Origin of the sequence: Actinoplanes regularis, from assembly GCF_900188005.1 — a bacterium.
Lineage (GTDB): Bacteria > Actinomycetota > Actinomycetes > Mycobacteriales > Micromonosporaceae > Actinoplanes > Actinoplanes regularis.
On the sequence record NZ_FZNR01000015.1, the window covers coordinates 16,375 to 33,375 of the forward strand.

Sequence of the window (17,001 nt, forward strand, 5' to 3'; positions counted from 1 at the left end):
GCGCGCCGTACGGGCCGGCGGATCGCCGCACAACAGTCGACAGTGGAATGACTCGCGCTCCGGCCCCCGAATGCCGGTGTGTCGGCTGTCACGTATTCGACATCAAGCCGCCACTCTGCGTTCTCCACCCGTAGCTTTGAGGGCTGCCTCGGGGCTAACCCGGGCGGAGATGGAGTGCGCCCGGTGACCGTGACCACTGACCTACGGCTGATCGAGCTTTCCGAGATCGAAGATCCGCCGGGGGCTCCGGCCCTGTTCCACTCCCGGTCCGCCCCGATCCGCCGCACACTGCTCGACATCCTCGACGCGACGGTGCGCGACCACGCGGAGGCTCCCGCGATCGACGCCGGGGCCACCGGACTGACCTACCGTGAGCTGGCCGGCGAGGTCGAGGCGTTGCGGAAGACCCTGTGCGGGCACGGGGTCGGCGTCGGCGACCGGGTCGGCATCCGGATCTCCTCCGGTTCGGCGGAACTGTACCTCGCGATCCTCGGGGTGCTCGCGGCCGGTGCCGCGTACGTACCGGTGGACGCGGACGATCCCGAGGAGCGCGCCGAGCTGGTCTTCGCCGAGGCGGGCGTCTGTGCCGTGCTGGGTGACGGCCTGACCGTCTCACCGCGCCGTACCCCGGAGGGTCGCCCCGGACGGCCGGGACCGGCCGACGACGCCTGGATCATCTTCACCTCCGGTTCCACCGGCACCCCGAAGGGGGTCGCGGTCTCGCACGGCTCCGCGGCCGCGTTCGTCGACGCCGAGGCGCAGCTGTTCCTCGTCGACGACGCCGCCGGGGCGCTCGGGCCACGGGATCGCGTCCTCGCGGGTCTCTCGGTGGCCTTCGACGCGTCGTGCGAGGAGATGTGGCTCGCCTGGCGGCACGGCGCCTGCCTGGTGCCCGCCGCCCGCGCGCTCGTCCGCAGCGGCGTCGACCTGGGCCCGTGGCTGGCCGAGCAGCGCATCACGGTCGTGTCGACGGTGCCGACGCTCGCCGCGCTGTGGCCGGTTGAGGCGCTCCAGCGGGTCCGGCTGCTGATCTTCGGCGGGGAGGCGTGCCCGCCGGAGCTGGCGGAGCGGCTGGCCGTCGAGGGGCGGGAGGTCTGGAACACGTACGGGCCGACCGAGGCGACCGTGGTCGCCTGCGCCGCGCGGCTGACCGGCGAGGGACCGGTGCGGATCGGCCTGCCGCTCGCCGGCTGGGAGCTCGCCGTGGTCGACCCCACGGGCGAGCCGGTGGCGATGGGCGAGACCGGCGAGCTGGTCATCGGCGGCGTGGGCCTCGCGCGCTACCTCGACGCGGCCAAGGACGCCGAGAAGTTCGCGGCGCTGCCCGCCCTCGACTGGAGCCGGGCCTACCGCAGCGGGGACATCGTGCGCGCGCAGCCCGAGGGGCTGCTGTTCCTCGGGCGCGGCGACGAGCAGGTGAAGCTCGGCGGACGCCGGATCGAGCTGGGCGAGGTGGACGCCGCGCTGCAGGCGTTGCCCGGCGTCGCCGGGGCGGCCGCCGCGGTGAAACAGACCGCCGGCGGCAACCAGCTCCTGGTCGGCTACCTGGTGACCCGTGACGGCGGCGAGTTCGACCTGGCGGCCGCGACGCGGCGGATCCGCGAGCGGCTGCCGGCCGCGCTCGTCCCGCTGCTGGCCGTGGTGGACGGCCTGCCGACCCGGACGTCAGGCAAGGTGGACCGGGCGGCGCTGCCCTGGCCGCTGGCGGTCGCCACCGGGCCGGCGACCGAGCTGACCGCGGCCGAGGAGTGGCTCGCCGACGGCTGGGAGGAGATCCTCGGCGTACGCCCGGCGGACCGGGCCGCCGATTTCTTCAGCAGCGGCGGCAGCAGCTTGAACGCGGCACAGCTGGTGGCCTGGATCCGGCAGACGTACCCGCAGGTGTCGGTGGCCGACGTCTACCAGAACCCCCGCCTGTCACAGATGGTGACGGTGCTCGAGGCGATCAGCGCGGAGACGACGGCCCGCCCCGAGGTCCGGCCCACTCCCCGGCGGGCCGGTCTGGCGCAGGTCGTGCTGCTGCTGCCGATGCTCGCGCTCGTCGGGCTCCGCTGGCTCACCGCCCTCGCCGCGATGGGGCGGGTTCTCGCCCTGTTCGACGCGGCGCCCTGGGCGCCGCGGGTCTCCTGGTGGTGGCTCGCGGCGGGCTGGGTGCTGCTGTTCAGCCCGGCCGGCCGGATCGCGGTGGCGGCCGCGGGCGCTCGGGTGCTGCTGCACGGCGTCCGCCCGGGTGACCACCCACGCGGCGGCGGTGTCCATCTGCGGCTCTGGGCCGCCGAGCGGCTCGCCGAGCTGACCGGTGCGAACGGCGTCGCCGGCGCGGGCTGGATGATCACCTATGCCAGGCTGCTCGGCGCGCGCATCGGCCGCGACGTGGACCTGCACTCCGCGCCGCCGGTGACCGGCCTGTTGAAGATCGGCCGCGGGGCGGCGATCGAGCCGGAGGTCGACCTCTCCGGCTACTGGGTCGACGGGGACGTCGTCCGGATCGGCACGGTGCGGGTCGGCGGCGGCGCCCGGGTCGGCGCCCGGAGCACCCTCATGCCGGACGCGCGGATCGGCAAGGGCGCGAAGATCGCCGCGGGCTCGACCGTAGCCCGTGCCGTGCCGTCGAACCAGCGCTGGGCCGGTTCCCCGGCCGTTCCCGCCGCCGCCAAGAACACCGAGGGCTGGCCGGCGCAGCGTCCGGACCGCTCACGACTGGGGTCCCGGTTCTGGGTCGCCTGGTACGGGCTGACCGCCCACCTGCTGGGCCTGGTCCCGGTCGTGGCCGTGCTGCCGGCGCTCGCCGTGCTCGGCTGGGCGGTCTCCGGCCGACCGGCTCTGCAGGCCGCGCTGATCGCCGTCCCGGTGGCCTCCGTCGCCTATCTGGCCTGCTACGCCCTCGTCGTGCTGGTCGCCGTCCGCGTGCTCAGCATCGGTCTGCGCACCGGCTTCCACCCCGTTCAGGGCCGGGTGGCCTGGCAGGTCTGGGCCACCGAACGCCTGATGGGGATGGCCCGGATCGCACTGTTCCCGATGTACGCCAGCCTCTTCACCCCGGTGTGGCTGCGACTGCTCGGCGCCAAGGTGGGCCGTGGCGTGGAGGCTTCCACGGTGCTCGCGCTGCCCGCGATGACGACGGTGGACGACGGGGCGTTCCTGGCCGACGACACGATGGTGGCCCGGTACGAGCTGAGCCACGGCTGGCTCCGGGTCGCGCCGGCCCGGATCGGCAAGCAGGCGTTCCTCGGCAACTCGGGGATGGCGGCGCCCGGCCGGTCGGTTCCCAAGCGGGGCCTGGTCGGGGTGCTCTCGTCGGCGCCGCACAAGGCGAAGAAGGGCTCGTCGTGGCTCGGCGCCCCGCCGATGCCGCTGCGCCGGACCGTCGAGGCGGCCGACGCCAGCCGCACCTTCGACCCGCCCCTCCGGCTGAAGGTGGCCCGGGCCGCGATCGAACTGTGCCGGATCATCCCGGTGATCTGCGCCGGTGCACTGGCGATCCTCGTTCTCGCCGCGCTGGCGCTGATCTGGCGGACCGGGGGCGGCTGGGCCGCGGCGCTCGCCGCCGGGCCGGTGACGCTCGCCGCGGCGATCGTCGCCGCGTTGACCGCGACGGCCGCGAAGTGGCTGCTGATCGGCCGGTTCCGGGTCACCGACCGGGCGCTGTGGACGTCGTTCGTGTGGCGCAACGAGCTCGCCGACACGTTCGTCGAGGTGCTCGCCGCGCCGTGGCTGTTCCGCTTCGCCACCGGCACACCGCTGCTGACCATATGGCTGCGGACGCTCGGCGCGCGGATCGGCCGAGGTGTGTGGCTGGAGACGTACTGGCTGCCCGAGTACGATCTGGTGCGGCTCGGCGCGGGATCGACCGTGAACCGGGGGTGCGTGGTCCAGACCCATCTGTTCCATGATCGGATCATGAGCATGGACGAGGTGACTCTAGGCGCGGGCGCCACGCTCGGCCCGCACGGCATCGTGCTGCCCGGCGCGAGCATCGGCGCGCGCACCACCGTGGGGCCGGGTTCGCTGGTCACCCGCGGTGACGCGGTTCCCGACGACAGCCAGTGGCTCGGCAACCCGATCGCGGCCTGGCCGGCCACGGCTTCGCAACTGCCATGACTCCGGCGGCGGGACCGGTCGGCGCCGCACCGGGCGCCGACCATTCGGCCGATTCCTATCTTCCCGGACACGGCAACGGTGGCTACCGGGTGCTCCACTACGACCTCGACCTCGACTACCGGATCACGTCGAACCGGCTGGCCGGCAAGGCGGTCATCACCGCGCGTGCCACCCAGTCGCTGTCCCGCTTCACCCTCGACCTCGGGCGGTTCCGCGTCCAGGACGTCCGGGTGGACGGGCGGCCGGCGAAATTCGCCCATCGGCCGGACAAGCTCCGGATCAAACCGGAACACGCCATCCGGCACGGGGCCATTTTCAAGATCGAGATTCGGTACGCCGGGAAGCCCGTACCGATCTCCGGCCACTGGGGTGACATCGGCTGGGACGAGCTGACCGACGGGGCGCTCGTCGCGAGCCAGCCGATCGGGGCGCCGTCCTGGTTCCCGTGCAACGACCGGCCCGACAACAAGGCCACCTTCTGGGTGAAGGTCGCCGCCGCGTCGCCGTACACGGTGGTGGTCACCGGCGACCTCGTCACCCGGCGCCGTGGGGCGGGCAACACCACCTGGGTGTACGAGCGGAACGAGCCGACCGCCCCGTACCTGATGGGTGTCCAGGTCGGACGCTACGAGCTGGTGGAGCTGGCCGCCGGCCGGGTGGTCCAGCGGGCCGCGATCCCGCCCCGCGTACAGGACGTGTTCTGGTACGACTTCGGGCGGCACGGCGAGATCATGGCCGACCTGGAGCGGCTGTTCGGGCCGTACCCGTTCCCGGAGTACGTCGTGGTGGTCGTCGACGACGACCTGGACGACCCGATCGAGGCACAGGGCATGTCCGTCTTCGGGCGCAACCATGTCGACGGGCAGCGCACCCACGAGCGGCTGATCGTGCACGAGCTCGCCCACCAGTGGTTCGGCAACAGCCTGACGGTCGCGGACTGGCGGCACATCTGGCTCAACGAGGGCTTCGCGACGTACGCCGAATGGCTCTGGTCCGGCGCCTCCGGTGGCCCGTCGGCGGCCGCCCACGCGGCCCAGTGGCACGCCTGGCTCGCGACGCAGCCGGCGGACCTCGCCATCGGCGACCCGGGGGTGGAGCGGATGTTCGACCCGCTGGTCTACAAGCGCGGCGCGCTCACCCTGCACGCCCTGCGCCTGCGGGTCGGCGAGGCGGCGTTCTTCGCGCTGCTGCGGTCGTGGGTCGCCGAGCACCAGCATCAGACCGTGACGACGGAGCAGTTCCGCGAGCACGCCGGGCGGTTCGCGACGCGGCCCCTGGACGATCTGTTCATAGCGTGGCTCGACCGCCCGGAGCTGCCGCCGCTGCCCCGCAACCCGGACCGGCCGGTGGCGCGAGGCGCGCGCGGATGACCATTGCCCGCCGGGGCCGGGCCTGACGCGGCCCGGCCCGGCGGGTGCGGTCAGGCCGCGAGCAGGGTGAAGACGCCGAGGCGCTGGGTGGGGCGGGTGAGGGCGACGTACAGGTCGTTGGCGCCGCGCGGGGAGCCGGTCAGGATCTCGGCCGGGTCGACGACCACGACCGTGTCGAACTCCAGGCCCTTGGCCTGGGCGACCGTGAGCAGGACGGCGCGCTCCTCCAGGTCCGGCGACGCGCCCGTGGTCAGCGCCGGGAGGGCGGCGGCCAGGGCCGTCCGGAGGCCGGCGGGGACGATCACGGCGAGCCGGCCCGTGCCGAGCGATCCGATCTCGTCCGACACCCGGGCCACGAGGTCGGACAGGGAGCCGGTCGCCTCCCACGGGTCGACACCGCTGGAGCGGACCGGGCGGGGCGGGACGATCGCCGGGTCGGCGGTGGCCAGGACCCGCTCGGTGTAGTCCATGATCTCGGCCGGGGTGCGGTAGCTCACCGTGAGCTCGGCCAGCCGCCAGCGGTCCGCGACGTACGGCGCGAGCACCTCCGCCCAGGTCGCCGGAGCCCCGAGAGCACCGGTCTGGGCGAGGTCGCCGACGACCGTCATGGAGCGGCTCGGGCAGCGGCGCATCAGCAGCCGCCAGGCCATCGGGGACAGTTCCTGCGCCTCGTCGACGATCACGTGGCCGAAGACCCAGTCCCGGTCGGCGGCGGCGCGGTCGGCGGCCGAGCGGAACTCCCGTTCGTCCAGGCGCTCCGCCAGCATGTCGGCCTCCATGATGTCGGCGATGTTCGGGATCGCGGCCTCGTCGTCGTCCTCCAGCTCGTAGGACTTCGAACCGGCCGTGATGTCCAGGACGCCCTGCGCGTACGCGAGACGCCTGGACTGTTCGCGGGCCTGTGCGGCGCGGGTCGCCCGGTCGTCCTCGCCGAGCAGTTCGGCGGCCTCGTCGAGCAGCGGCACGTCGGCCGGCGACCAGCCACCCCCGGGTGCCCGGCGCAGCAGTTCACGCTCGGCGGGGCTGAACAGCGGCGCGGCGGAGTCGAGGGCGGCGGCCGCGGCGTACAGGTCGGTGAGCAGTCGCAACGGCGTGAGCACCGGCCACAGTGCGTCGATCGCGGCCTGGACCGAGGCGTTCGCGGCGAGGTCACCGCGGAGGTCGGCCAGGTCGGTCTCGTCGAGCACGTTCGGCGAGGAGAGCGCGTCGTTCTCGCCGAGCGGATCGTCCCAGAACGGGTCGGCGCCGATCCGCTCGGCGACCTGGGCCGCGAGCACGTCCAGCAGGCCGGCGACGAAGACCGGCCGGGCCAGGTTGTGCCGCGGGTCCGCGGCCCGGGCGCGCCGCCGGACCGGTTCGCAGTCTTCCGCGGTGAGGCGCAGCACGTGCCGGTCGACCTCGATCTCCAGCGGTTCCGCGGGGATCCGCTGGCGGTCGCGGACGGCGGCGGCCAGCACGTCCACCATCGCGGCCCGGCCCTTGATCTCCGCGACCGCCGGCGGCTCGGCGCGGCGCGCGACGGTTCCGGGATGGAGATCGCCCAGGGTGGCGAGCATGACGCCGGTCTCCGCGAGGGACGGGAGGACCTGCGAGATGTAGCGCAGGAAAGTGGTGTTCGGGCCGACGATCAGGACGCCGCGGGCGGAGAGCTGCTCCCGGTACGTGTAGAGCAGGTAGGCGGCGCGGTGCAGCGCGACCGCGGTCTTGCCGGTGCCGGGGCCGCCCTGGACGACCAGGACGCCGCCCGGTTCGGCGCGGATCACCCGGTCCTGTTCGGCCTGGATGGTCTCGACGATGTCACGCATCCGGCCGGTGCGGTTCGCGGTCAGCGCGGAGAGCAGGGCGGCCTCGCCGACCAGGGTGTGGTCGGTGGCGGCGTCCAGGTCGAGGAGTTCGTCGTCCAGCTCCACGACGGTCCGGTCCCGGGTGCGGATGTGGCGGCGCAGCGTCACGCCGTACGGGGTGATCGCGGTCGCCACGTAGAACGGGCGGGCGGCCGGGGCCCGCCAGTCGACGAGCAGCGGGTGGTCGGTGTCGTGGATCCCGATCCGGCCGATGTGCAGGCGCTCGCCGTCGCGCCGGTCCAGCCGTCCGAAGCAGAGGCCCTGCTCGACGGCGTCGTACTGGGCGAGGCGTTCGGCGTACCGGTGGACGGCGACGTCCCGCTGGAAGAGTCCTTCCACCGCACCGCCGGCGCGCAGCCGGGTCTCGGCCAGGCGCTCCCGGGTCTCTGCCCGGAGCTCGTCGAGGCGGCCGTAGATCGCGCTGAGGTGAGATTGTTCCTCGGCGAGACTTGACAGACTTGACACCCGTGCCTCCAAGGCTTATTCTGATAGTGGATTTCTCCGCTCGCGTCGAAAAATGACGCGACAACTTGTCAGATTAGCAGCGTTCCGCGCCCCTGTGCAGGGGTTGACCCGTCGCTGAAACAGTCCACGTCGCGGGCGGACGGGCACTAGCGTTTCCCGGTGATGATGTCGCGTCGAGCACTGCTCTGCTACAGCGTGCTGTGCGGAGCCGGGGTGCTGTGGTCGGGCGGCCTGATCCTGGCGCTCGCGCTGGGTCATCGGCCGGTGGACAAGGTCGTCGTGGTGGGAGTCGCGGCGCTGCTCACCGTGCCCGGATTCGCGGCCGGCATCCTGTCGAACCGGCGCGGCTACCGCACCCAGCAGCCCCGGCGGCTGTGGGCGCTCTCCTCCTGGGTGCCACCGCACGTGCCGATGTGGGCGGCGCTCACCACCGGGGTGGTCTTCTTCGGGTTCTGGCTGGCGATCGTGCTGGCCTTCTTCGCGCTGGAGGGCAACCCCGGGATAAACGCGGACGGAGCGTACGTCCTGGACCGGACCACCGTCGTCGACGAGGCGACCTACGAGCGGCAACTCGACCACACGCAGCAGATCTCGCTTGGCGTCCTGGGCGCCTTCGCGACCGGTGGCGCCTTCCTCTGCGCCGCCCGCGCCACCGACCACGAGCCCGGCTGAACGCCCGAGGCCACGGCCACCACGAGCGCGGCCGAGCGTCTACAGTCACGGGCATGCGCTGGCGGCCGGCCCTGCTCCTCACCGCCGCCGTCGTGCTGCTCGCCGCCGCCGGGGCCGTCACGGTCCGGGCGTCGACCCGGAAGGCCACTGTTCCCACGCTGCACCTGTCGGCCACCGCCGAGCAGTGGCGCGTCCACGAGGTGAACCGGCAGCTGGCCATCGCCCTGCACAACAACGGTGACGTGCCGGTCCGGGTCACCCGGGTGGAGCCGGTGCTGCCGTCCTTCGACGGCGAGGCCACGGTCGGCACCGACGCCCTGCTGCCGGTCGGCGGGTTGCGGGTGGACGTGCCGGTCTCCTACGGGACGGGCACATGTGTACCCACCGCGGCCGCGTCGCACGTCGTGGTGACCGCCCACCCCGAGGGCTCGGCCGCCACCCAGCGGATCACCATCCCGCTGCCCGACCCGAACCCGCTGCTGGACCGGCTGCTCGCCGCCGACTGCGCCACCCAGCGGATCCAGCGGAGTGTCACCCTGCGCTTCGGGCCGTGGACCGACGCGGGCGCGGCCGGGCTGCGCGGCGATCTGGTCGTCGAGCGCACCGCCGCCGCGACCGGCACCGTCCAGGTGCGGGAGCTGGACGGCAACGTGATGTACAGGTTGGAGCTCCCCTCGGCGGTGCCGCTCGCCGAGGTCACCGCCGCACAGCCGACCGTGTCCGTGCCGCTGACCGCCAGGCCGGCCCGCTGCGACGCGCACGCGCTGGCCGAGATCAAGAAACCGTTCGAGTTCCTCGCGACGGTCACACTGGAGGGCGGCGACCCGCTGGTCACCGCCGTGCCGGTCAGCGACGACGACAAGGCGGCCCTGGACCGGATGCTCCGCCGGATCTGCAAGCTGCCCGGTTAGCCTGTCCGGCACCGCACCCGGATCGGGTGTCGCGGGTTGACCGAAGCCACGTGCGGCGACCGGCAATCGATGCCGCGCTCATCGCGCTCCCAGCGCTTTGGATACCAAGGTCAGCAGCTCCTGGGAGCTGAACGGCTTGCGGATGAAGTAGGTGGTGTCGTCGTCCGGTGGCGTCGTCGTGCTGTAGCCGGACATGAAGACCACCGGCAGGTCCGGCTTCTCCTCGTGCAACTGCTCCGCGAGTTGGTAGCCGGAGGCGCCGGGCATGATCACATCGGTGAGCAGCAGGTCGACGTGCACGGCGGGCCGGTGGAAGATGCCGCTCGCCTCGTCGGCGGAGCGGGCTTCCAGGACTTGGTATCCGTGGCGGGTCATCGTCCGGGCAACGGTATGGCGCACCGCGGGTTCGTCCTCGACGAGCAGAATCGTCTCGGCGTGGCCGGTCGGGGCGGTGCGCGCCGGCGTCGAAGTGTCGGGATCCGCCGCGGTGGTAGTGGCGGCGGGCAGATAGATGTTTATGGTCGTGCCACGGCCGGGTTCGCTGTCGATGGCGATATGGCCGTTGGCCTGGGTGACGACGCCGTAGGCGTTGGCCAGCCCCAGCCCGGTGCCCTGGCCGGCGGGTTTCGTGGTGAAGAACGGTTCCAAGGCGTGTCTGACCACCTCGGGCGGCATGCCGGTGCCGGTGTCCGCGACGGCGATGTGGAGGTAGCGGCCGGCCGGCAGTGGCAGCGACGGCGTGGCGTCGGGCGGCAGCGTGAGCGACGCGACGCGGATGGTCAACGACCCGCCGTCGGTCATGGCGTGGCGGGCGTTGATCGAAAGATTGAGAACCATCTGCTCCAGGTCGCTGCGGTCGAGGATCACCGGCGGGAGGCCGTCGGCCGTCTGACAGCTGAAGTCGATGTCCTCACCGATGGTGCGGCGAAGGAGGTCTTCGATCCCGCGGATGGCAGCGCCGACATCGATGGCCTCCGCGCGCCGCGGCTCCTGCCGGGCGAAGATCAATAATTGGCTGGTGAGGTCCGCGCTCCGTTGCGCGCTGGCCTGGATTCGTTCGATGTCGGGTTGGCTGGGATGCCCGGGGCCGAGATCCTCGGCGATCAGCGCCGCGGTGCCGAGAATGGTGGCGAGGGCGTTGTTGAAGTCGTGTGCCACCCCGCCCGCGAGGACGCCGAGGGCCTCGAGCCGTTCGCGGGCCTCGAGCTGGTGCATGAAGTCCTCGCGTTCGCGCTGGGCTTTGTCCAGCGCGGCGCCGGCACGCGCGAACACCAGGTAGAGCGCCAGGAGCAGGAGCATGGTGACGGCTGCTACGGCGAGTCCTCCGTCCGGCATCCGCCGGCCGGAGGCGACGATCGCCAAAATGCCGGCGAACAGCACCAGAGCCAGCAACGGGGCCAGACGCCGGCCCGCGAGCGCGCCCGGTCCGTGGCCGCAGAACACCCGGGTGGGTGGCAGTTGCGGCCGGCAGAGCAGGAGGCCCATGGTCAGGATCACCAGGACGGCGTTGGCATTGAGGGCCAGCCCGATGTCCGGCGAGGTGACGACGGGGAGGTTGTAGGCGCTGCCGAGGGTGACCATCACCGTCACCAGGGCCGTGGCCGGCAGGAGGATGCGGGCCGGCCGGTATCCGTGGGATGCGTCGAGGTCCAGCAGGGCCAGGGTCATGCCGACAGCCGTTAACGCCACGGCGGCGTACAGGGCCGGTCGTCCGGGGTTGCCGCCGATCGACCACACCCGCGTCCGGTCCGGGAACAACAGGAGATCGATGCCGACGCTCCGGCCTGTGCCGTACTCGGCCAGCGTGGCGGCGCCGATGATCGCCACCAGCCAGCCGAGCAGCTGTCCGGCCAGCCGTGGCGGCGTGTTGGCGGCGGGGCGCGGCGCGAGCAGCCACAAGCTTGCTCCGGCCAGGACGAAGGCCACCGCGGTCAGCGGCACCATGAAGGGACCGGCCGGCACGGGACGTGCGAGCCCGCGGATCCCGCCGGCGTATCCGAGCAGCACCGCAGCACCCGCCGCCACCGTGCATCCACCGGCGAGCCGGGCCAGGTTCCGCGTGCCCCACACGGTGCCGCACGCCATCTCTCCATTCTTGACGGCGGGAAAGCGCGACGGGCCGAATCGGCTCATCTGCTCAAGCCGGGGGACGGAATGGTCAGACCGAGGATCTGCACGGCGAACGTGGCCCGAGCGCGGGCGCTCGGTGCTGATAGGACACTGCAGCCCGGCCGGGACGGCGCGGGCTACGTTCGGCTGGCGCCGGCCTCGGGTCCGGCCAGGCGCTGCGCCAGCCAGACCGGGAGCACCGAGAACACGATCAGCACCGCCGCCACCACGTTGACCACCGGCGCCTGGTTGGGCCGGAACAGGTTGTTGAAGATCCAGATGGGCAGTGTGGTCACGCCCGGGCCGGCGGTGAAGGTGGTCACGATGATCTCGTCGAAGCTGAGCGCGAACGCGAGCAGTCCACCCGCCAGCAGGGCCGACCTGATCAGCGGGAAGGTGACGTACCGGAAAGTCTGTGACGGTGACGCGCCCAGGTCGGCCGAGGCGTCCTCGAGGTTCGTGCCGGTGCGGCGCAGCCGCGCCAGCACGTTGTTGTAGACCGTGACCACGCAGAACGTCGCATGCCCGACGACCACGGAGAACAAGCCCTTGCCGATCCCGAGGTCGCCCATCACCGAGCGCCACGCGCTGTCCAGCGCGATGCCGGTGACGATGCCGGGCAGCGCGATCGGCAGCACGACCAGCAGCGAGATCGTGTCGCGGCCGAAGAACGCGAAGCGCTGCACCGCGAACGCGACCATGGTGCCGAGCACCAGCGCGAACACGGTGGCACCGAGCCCGGCCCGGATCGAGGTGATCAGCGCCTGCCGGGCGCCCTCGTTCTCCCACGCGGCCGACCACCAGCGGGTGGTCAGGTCGTGCGGCGGCCAGGCGAACGTGCGGTCGCCGTTGAACGAGTTGACCAGGACCAGCAGCAGCGGGACGTAGATGAAGGTCAGGCCGGCGACCATGAACAGGCGCAGTGCCCAGCGAGCCGGGCCGGACAGCGTCACAACTCCTCCAGGGCGCCCGAGCGGCGGACCGCGAACAGGTAGATCACCATGATCACGACCGGGACGGTGGCGATCGCGGCGGCGAACGGCAGGTTGTTGGCCGCGCCGATGTTGGCGTAGACCAGGTTGCCGATCAGCTGGGTCTTGCCGCCGACGATCTGCACGGCGATGTAGTCGCCGAGCGACAGCGAGAACGTGAAGATCGAGCCGGCGAAGATCGACGGGACCAGCATCGGCAGCACCACGGCGCGGAACGTGCGGCCGGCCCGGGCGCCGAGGTCGGCCGAGGCCTCCAGGAGGGAGTCCGGGAGACGTTCCAGGCCGGCGTAGATCGGCAGGATCATGTACGGCAGCCAGAGGTACGACAGCACGATGACCGTCGCCGGCAGGCCGTAGCCCGGACCGTGTCCCGGCCCGCCGAGCAGCGTGTCGATCGGGCCGCCGTTGGCCAGCAGGATCCGCCAGGCGTACGCCTTGACCAGGTACGAGGCCCACAGCGGGGTGAGGATCGCGATCACCAGAGCATGCCGCGCCCGCGCCGACGCGACCTTGGCCATGAAGAACGCCATCGGCACCGCGAGCACGACGCAGAGGACCGTGACCGCCGCCGCCACCCCGATGCTGCGCAGGGTGACGGCGCGGTACACCTCCTCGGCGAGCAGGGTCCGGAAGTTCTGCAGCGAGAACCGCCGGACCACGCCGCCGGTGAACCCGTTCACGGTCCAGAACGCCGACACCAGCAGCACCGCGAGCGCGCCGAGGTACGCGACGACCAGCCAGAGCAGGGGCGCCGAGAGCAGCCCGGCCAGGCGCAGGCGCGGGTGCCGGTGCAGGTACGAACCGAGACTGGTCACGCTATCCCTTGATCGTCGTCCAGGCCTGGGTCCAGGCCGCGTAGTCCTTGCAGGTCACGTCCGTGCGGCCGTCGACACACCGGGCCAGCGGGGTGGTCCAGTACCAGACCTGGTCGAGGTAGGACTCGTCGTCGGCGTGGAACGTCTTGCAGTGGTCCTTGGCGGCGGTCTGCTCACACGCGAGCCGGTTCGACGGCGCCTCGCCGAACCACTCGGCGACCTGGGCGTTCGCCTTCGGCGAGACGATGTAGTTCATCCACAGGTAGCCGCAGTTCGGGTGCTTGGCCTTCGACGAGATCATCCAGGTGTCCGACCAGCCGGTCGCGCCCTCGGTCGGCAGAACCGCGTCGACCGGCGCCTTGTCGGCCTGCGCCAGGTTGACGATGACCTGCCAGGACGTACCGAGCACGGAGTTGCCGGCCTTGAAGGCCTGCACCTCCTTGGTGTAATCCGACCAGTACTCGCCGATCGCCTTGTTCTGCTCCTTGAGCAGGCTCACGGCGGCCTCGAACTGCTTGTCGTCGAGGGCGTACGGGTTCTTGATGCCCAGGTCCGGCTTGGTCTTCATCAGGTAGAGCGCGGCGTCGGCGATGTAGATCGGCGAGTCGTACGCGGTGATCTTGCCTTTGTACGGCGAGTTCGGGTCGAACACCGCGGCCCACGAGGTGGGCGGCGGGTTGACCGTGTCCTTGCGGTACATCAGCACGTTCGCGCCGCGGCCGTGCGGGAGGCCGTACGCCACGCCGTCGACCGAGTTCCAGACCTTGTTCTTCAGCCCGTCGAAGACGTCCTGGTAGCTCGAAAGCAAAGAAGTGTTCACCGGGGCGACGTCACCGCCGTAGATCAGCCGCAACGACGCGTCCCCGGAGGCCGAGACCACGTCGTACTCGCCGGTCTTCATCAGCGTGACCATCTCGTCCGAGGTGGCCGCCACCTTGTTGTTGACCTGGCAGCCGGTCTCCTTCTCGAACGGGGTGACCCAGTCGACGGCCTTGTCCGTGGTGCCGTCCTCGACGTACCCGGCCCACGAGACGATGTTGACCGAGCCCTCGCCCGCGCCGAGCGACGCCAGCTTGTCGATCTTCGGGACGGTGAGCCCGCCGGGGCCGGAGCCGCCGCCCTTGTCGGCGCCACCACCGCACGCGGCCAGCGTCAGCACGCCCGCCGCCAGTATCGCCGTCCTCCATCTGCCGTTATGCCGCATCAGCGCTGTCCTTTCCCTGGGGGATCTCGATCACGTGCTCGTCGTGCCAGCTGAGCCGGACCCGCTGCCCCCGCAGCCCGGTCCGCAGAATGCGGTTCTGCTCGACCACCACCGCGCGGGCGCCGGCGTCCAGGTCCACCACGTAGCGGGTGACCGGGCCCGCGTAGATCACTTCGGCGACGACTCCGTTGGTCACACCGTCGACCGAGATATCTACTTTTTCCGGACGTACCGAGAAAGTCCCCTCACGACGGAAAAGCGCCTTGGCCACCTCGTCGGTGAAGACGTTGGAGGTGCCCACGAACCCGGCCACGAACGAGCTGGCCGGCCGCTCGTAGACCTCCTCCGGGCTGCCGACCTGCACGATCCTTCCGTCGTTGAAGACCGCCACCCGATCGCTCATGGTCAGCGCCTCGTCCTGGTCATGGGTCACGAAGACGAAGGTGATGCCCACCTCGCGCTGGATCGCCTTCAGCTCGACCTGCATCCGCTCGCGCAGCTTGAGGTCGAGGGCGCCGAGCGGCTCGTCGAGCAGCAGCACCTTGGGACGGTTCACCAGCGCCCGGGCGAGCGCCACCCGCTGCCGCTGGCCACCGGACATGGCGGCCGGCCGGCGCTTGCCGAAACCTTCGAGGCGGACGCTCGCCAGCGCCTGCTCGGCGCGCTCCCGGCGCTCCCTCCTGGGCACCTTGCGGACCTTGAGGCCGTACTCGACGTTCTCCAGCACGCTCAAGTGCGGGAAGAGCGCGTAGTCCTGGAAGACCGTGTTCACGTCCCGCTCGAACGGGGCGAGCCGGGTAACGTCGCGGCCACCGAGCTCGACGGTGCCGCCGGTGGGCAGCTCGAAACCGGCGATCAGCCGGAGCACGGTCGTCTTGCCGGAGCCGGACGGGCCCAGCATGGAGAAGAACTCGCCGTCGGCGATCTCCAGGTCGACCCCGGCCACCGCCTCGACCGCGCCGAACGACTTGCGCAACCCGGTCAGCCGGATCGCCGGAGAAGAAGTCATGCGCTCACACTCACGAATCTCAGCTCGGTCATCTCGTTGATCGCGTACGCCGGGCCCTCCCGGGTGTTGCCGGCGTCGCCGACCCCGCCGTACGGCTGCTGATCGGCCCGGAAGGTCGGCACGTCGTTGACCAGGACCCCGCCGAAGTCCAGCTCGCTCGCGGCCCGCAGGGCCACGGCGAGGTCCGGCGTGAAGATTCCGGCCTGCAACCGGTAGTCGCTGTCGTTGGCCAGCGCGATGCCCTCGTCGATCCCCGCGTACGGCGTGACGGTCACCACCGGCCCGAACACCTCCTGGCGGTAGACGTCCAGATGCCGGGGCGGGTCGGCGACCACGGCCGGAGCCAGGAGCGGGCCGTTCCGCTCGCCTCCGGTGACGGACGCGCCCGCCGCCCGGGCCGTGTCCAGCCAGTCCACGACCCGGTCGGTGGCGGCCGCCGAGATCAGCGGGCCCACCTCGGTCCGCTCGTCGAGGGGATCACCGAGGCGCAACGTGGACACCGCCTCCCGGAGCAGCTCCAGGACCCGGTCGTAGACCGACCGGTGGGCCAGCACCCGCTGGGTGGAGATGCAGACCTGGCCGGCGTAGGCGAACCCGCCGCGCCGGATCGCGGCCACCGCGCGCTGAAGGTCCGCGCCCGGCTCGATCAGCACCGGGGCGTTCGAGCCCAGTTCGAGCAGCACCCGCTTGCCCGCCGCGGTCCGCTGGATCCGCCGCCCCACCGGCACGCTGCCGGTGAACGACACCACGGCCGGCACCGGGTGCTCGACGAGCGGGGTGCCGGTCTCCGGGCCGGTGCCGGTCACCACCGAGATCCAGTCCCCCGGCAGACCGGCCTCGACCAGCAGATCGACCAGCCGGATCGCGGAGATCGGGGTCAGCTCCGCGGGCTTGAGCACCACCGGGCAGCCCGCCGCGATCGCCGGGCCGAGCTTGTGCGCCACCAGGTTGAGCGGGAAGTTGAACGGGGTGATCGCGGCGACCACGCCGGCCGGATGCCGGATCGCCAGGCCGAGCCGTCCCAGGCCACCCCGCGACGCGTCCATCGGGACCAGCTCACCGGCCAGCTTGCGCGCCTCCACCGCCGAGAAGCGCAGGGTGTCCGCGCAGCGGGCAGCCTCGGCCCGGGCGTCCGCGATCGGCTTGCCGGACTCCCGGGCGACGGTGACCGCGAACTCCTCGACGCGCTCGGTCAGCATCTCGGCGGCGCGCGCCAGGACCTCGGCGCGGGCGTGCTGCGGGAAGTCACGACGGGCCAGCACCTTCGCGGCGGCCTCACAGGCCTCGGCGATGTGCGCGCCGGTCAGCGCGGGCACGCGGCCGACCGGAGCGCCGTCCCACGGGCTGCGCACCTCGATCCACTCCGCGGCGCTCACCGGGCGCCCGCCGATCCGGGCCGGAACCTGCAACACGTTTCAACCTCCCGTGACGTTCCGGTCACCGTAGGAGCAGCGGGGCGTAGTGGTAAATGGACATGTGTCCAGTCCTTACGCAGACGCTTTGTGCAGC

Annotated in this window: 11 protein-coding genes; 4 read left to right on the top strand and 7 right to left on the bottom strand. The window is 72.0% G+C overall.

The annotated features are described in order from the left end of the window. The first annotated feature begins 183 nt into the window (after positions 1-183). Both CHC09_RS30845 and CHC09_RS30850 read left to right on the top strand, forming a co-directional pair. Positions 184-4,101 carry a Pls/PosA family non-ribosomal peptide synthetase gene (locus CHC09_RS30845; protein ID WP_089296766.1) on the top strand — a complete coding sequence of 1,306 codons (3,918 nt, stop codon included), beginning with the start codon at positions 184-186 and terminating at the stop codon, positions 4,099-4,101. Beyond that, the gene (locus CHC09_RS30850) at positions 4,098-5,471 is read left to right on the top strand and encodes a M1 family metallopeptidase (protein WP_089296767.1); all 1,374 of its coding nucleotides are present in this window, start codon (positions 4,098-4,100) and stop codon (positions 5,469-5,471) included. Before CHC09_RS30845 ends, CHC09_RS30850 begins: the two co-directional genes overlap by 4 nt. A 50-nt stretch (positions 5,472-5,521) precedes the next feature. Here CHC09_RS30850 and CHC09_RS30855 read toward each other — a convergent pair whose 3' ends face one another. After that, the gene (locus CHC09_RS30855; protein ID WP_089296768.1) at positions 5,522-7,780 is read right to left on the bottom strand and encodes a HelD family protein; all 2,259 of its coding nucleotides are present in this window, start codon (positions 7,778-7,780) and stop codon (positions 5,522-5,524) included. A gap of 162 nt (positions 7,781-7,942) precedes the next feature. On the opposite strand from CHC09_RS30855, the gene CHC09_RS30860 reads away from it, so the two are divergent. After that, complete coding sequence (locus CHC09_RS30860; RefSeq protein ID WP_089296936.1) at positions 7,943-8,452, top strand: hypothetical protein; 510 nt, start codon at positions 7,943-7,945, stop codon at positions 8,450-8,452. A 53-nt stretch (positions 8,453-8,505) separates the two neighbouring features. After that, positions 8,506-9,363 carry a hypothetical protein gene (locus CHC09_RS30865; RefSeq protein ID WP_089296769.1) on the top strand — a complete coding sequence of 286 codons (858 nt, stop codon included), beginning with the start codon at positions 8,506-8,508 and terminating at the stop codon, positions 9,361-9,363. A gap of 78 nt (positions 9,364-9,441) precedes the next feature. Here CHC09_RS30865 and CHC09_RS30870 read toward each other — a convergent pair whose 3' ends face one another. From CHC09_RS30870 to CHC09_RS30895, 6 genes are all read right to left on the bottom strand, one after another. Continuing rightward, on the bottom strand, positions 9,442-11,448 hold the full coding sequence (locus CHC09_RS30870; protein ID WP_179277354.1) for an ATP-binding protein: 2,007 nt from the start codon (positions 11,446-11,448) through the stop codon (positions 9,442-9,444). A 161-nt stretch (positions 11,449-11,609) separates the two neighbouring features. Further along, a complete protein-coding gene (locus CHC09_RS30875) occupies positions 11,610-12,425 on the bottom strand; it encodes an ABC transporter permease (RefSeq protein ID WP_218827179.1) in 816 nt (271 codons plus the stop codon). Then, the gene (locus tag CHC09_RS30880) at positions 12,422-13,279 is read right to left on the bottom strand and encodes an ABC transporter permease (RefSeq protein WP_089296771.1); all 858 of its coding nucleotides are present in this window, start codon (positions 13,277-13,279) and stop codon (positions 12,422-12,424) included. Before CHC09_RS30880 ends, CHC09_RS30875 begins: the two co-directional genes overlap by 4 nt. A 1-nt stretch (position 13,280) precedes the next feature. Next, the gene (locus tag CHC09_RS30885; protein ID WP_089296772.1) at positions 13,281-14,483 is read right to left on the bottom strand and encodes an ABC transporter substrate-binding protein; all 1,203 of its coding nucleotides are present in this window, start codon (positions 14,481-14,483) and stop codon (positions 13,281-13,283) included. Next, the gene (locus CHC09_RS30890) at positions 14,473-15,492 is read right to left on the bottom strand and encodes an ABC transporter ATP-binding protein (RefSeq protein ID WP_089296773.1); all 1,020 of its coding nucleotides are present in this window, start codon (positions 15,490-15,492) and stop codon (positions 14,473-14,475) included. Before CHC09_RS30890 ends, CHC09_RS30885 begins: the two co-directional genes overlap by 11 nt. Continuing rightward, complete coding sequence (locus tag CHC09_RS30895) at positions 15,489-16,904, bottom strand: aldehyde dehydrogenase family protein (RefSeq protein ID WP_239138597.1); 1,416 nt, start codon at positions 16,902-16,904, stop codon at positions 15,489-15,491. The genes CHC09_RS30890 and CHC09_RS30895 overlap by 4 nt, the downstream gene beginning before the upstream one ends. Positions 16,905-17,001: the final 97 nt, after the last annotated feature.

Coding starts and splice junctions, on each gene's coding strand:
- CHC09_RS30850 (WP_089296767.1), top strand. CDS start 4,098: ATGACTCCGGCGGCGGGACCGGTCGGCGCCGCACCGGGCGCCGACCAT.
- CHC09_RS30870 (WP_179277354.1), bottom strand. CDS start 11,448: ATGGCGTGCGGCACCGTGTGGGGCACGCGGAACCTGGCCCGGCTCGCC.
- CHC09_RS30865 (WP_089296769.1), top strand. CDS start 8,506: ATGCGCTGGCGGCCGGCCCTGCTCCTCACCGCCGCCGTCGTGCTGCTC.
- CHC09_RS30885 (WP_089296772.1), bottom strand. CDS start 14,483: ATGCGGCATAACGGCAGATGGAGGACGGCGATACTGGCGGCGGGCGTG.
- CHC09_RS30860 (WP_089296936.1), top strand. CDS start 7,943: ATGATGTCGCGTCGAGCACTGCTCTGCTACAGCGTGCTGTGCGGAGCC.
- CHC09_RS30890 (WP_089296773.1), bottom strand. CDS start 15,492: ATGACTTCTTCTCCGGCGATCCGGCTGACCGGGTTGCGCAAGTCGTTC.